The organism is Janthinobacterium lyxosi, from assembly GCF_051380665.1.
Classification (GTDB): domain Bacteria; phylum Pseudomonadota; class Gammaproteobacteria; order Burkholderiales; family Burkholderiaceae_D; genus Janthinobacterium.
The window spans coordinates 1-1,641 of record NZ_JBNYXM010000080.1 but is presented as its reverse complement, the minus strand read 5'-3'; the positions used below and the strand labels follow the sequence as shown (position 1 = coordinate 1,641).

The 1,641-nt window shown below is 53.9% G+C and carries 1 pseudogene; it reads right to left on the bottom strand.

Going from position 1 to position 1,641, the window contains the following annotated elements:
- Positions 1-1,641, bottom strand: a pseudogene (locus ACQ4WP_RS29220) (hypothetical protein); the annotation flags it as partial.

Below are 1,641 nucleotides of genomic sequence, written 5' to 3'. Positions count from 1 at the left end.
CCGTCGTAAGCATAGTGGGTGACATTGCCTACTGCATCGGTGACGCTGCTGCGATTGCCTGCGCCATCGTAGGTGGTCAAGATGGTATTGCCGAGCGCATCGGTTTCGGCAACAAGCCGATTATTGATATCGTAGGCATACGTAGTACGATGGTCGTTGGCATCCGTGACGAGAGTGCGGTTACCCGCCGCATCATAGCCATAGCGGGTGACATTGCCCAGCGCATCGGTCTGGCTGACAAGGCGGTTGACGGCATCATACGCATAGGTGACCGTGCGGCCGCCGCCTTCGCTGGTTGTCGCAAGGTTACCAACAGTATCATAGGTGTACGTGAGGAGCTGGCCGGTGGCGCCGGCTTCGCTGAGGCGGTGGTTGGCCGCATCGTAGGTATAAGTGACTATACCGCCAGTGTTGGTATTCCTGATACTGGTCAGGTTGCCTACCGCATCATACAAATAAGCAAGATAACCGCCACCAATCAGGTCGCGATATTTCAAGCTGCCATTGATGAAGTAATCGTCGTCAAATGCCTTGCCACTGGCGTCGGTGGTCCGCTTTTTTATCAACGTATCCGCAAACAGCGTCTTGTTGCCCAGTGCATCGGTGGTGCTGGTCAGTATGTGGTCCGAATAGGTATGCCTGGTGACGTTGCCCAATCCATCAATCTCCGTGATGCGGTTACTGAGCGCATCATAGCCATAAGTGGTGACACCACCCAGCGGATCGGTCTGGCTGAGCAGCCGGTTATCCGCATCATAGGCGTAGGTCGTTACATGGCCGTTGGCATCGGTGGACGTGATCCGGTTGCCAGCTGCATCAAAGGTATATGCAACGGCCTTGCCTGACGGGTCGGTGATCAGGATCAGGCGGTTGCGTGCATCATAGCCATAGGTGGTGGTATTACCGTTTGGATCCGTAACGCTGCTGCGATTGCCGCGCGCGTCATAACCATACGAAATGACGTTACCCAGCGCATCGGTCTGCGACAGTAGACGGTTATTGGCGTCGTACGCGAAGGTGGTAACGTGGCCACTGGCATCGCTCACCTGCGTGCGGTTTCCGGTGGCATCATAGCCATAGCTGGTAATATTTCCAAACGCATCTGTCTGGCTTACCAGGCGCCCGGCGGCATCATAGGCATAAGAAACTGCTCGGCCACTCCCCTCGCTTGTTTCAGCGAGGTTGCCTGCGGCATCATAGGCATAAGTAATGACTTTGCCAGTTGGCCCGGTTTCGCTGGTACGACGGTTGGCGGCATCATACGTATAAGTGATGCTGCCACCGCTGTTAGTGTTCCTGACGCTTATCAAATTGCCTGCAGCATCATATAAATAAGCAAGATAACCACCGCCGAGCAGATCACTATATTTTAGACGGCCATCGGTAAAGTAATCATCGTCAAGCACCTTGCCAATAGCGTCGGTAGTACGTTTTTGTACCGATGTATATGCAAACGATGTCTTGTTACCCACGGCATCGGTCGTACTGACCAGCGCATGATCTGAATAAGTGTGTCGAGTGATATTGCCCAAGCCGTCGGTTTCCGCGATACGGTTGCCTACAGCATCGTATCCGTATGTAATAACATTGCCCAGCGAGTCCGATTCGCTGACCAGTCGGTTGTCGGTGTCGTAGCCATAA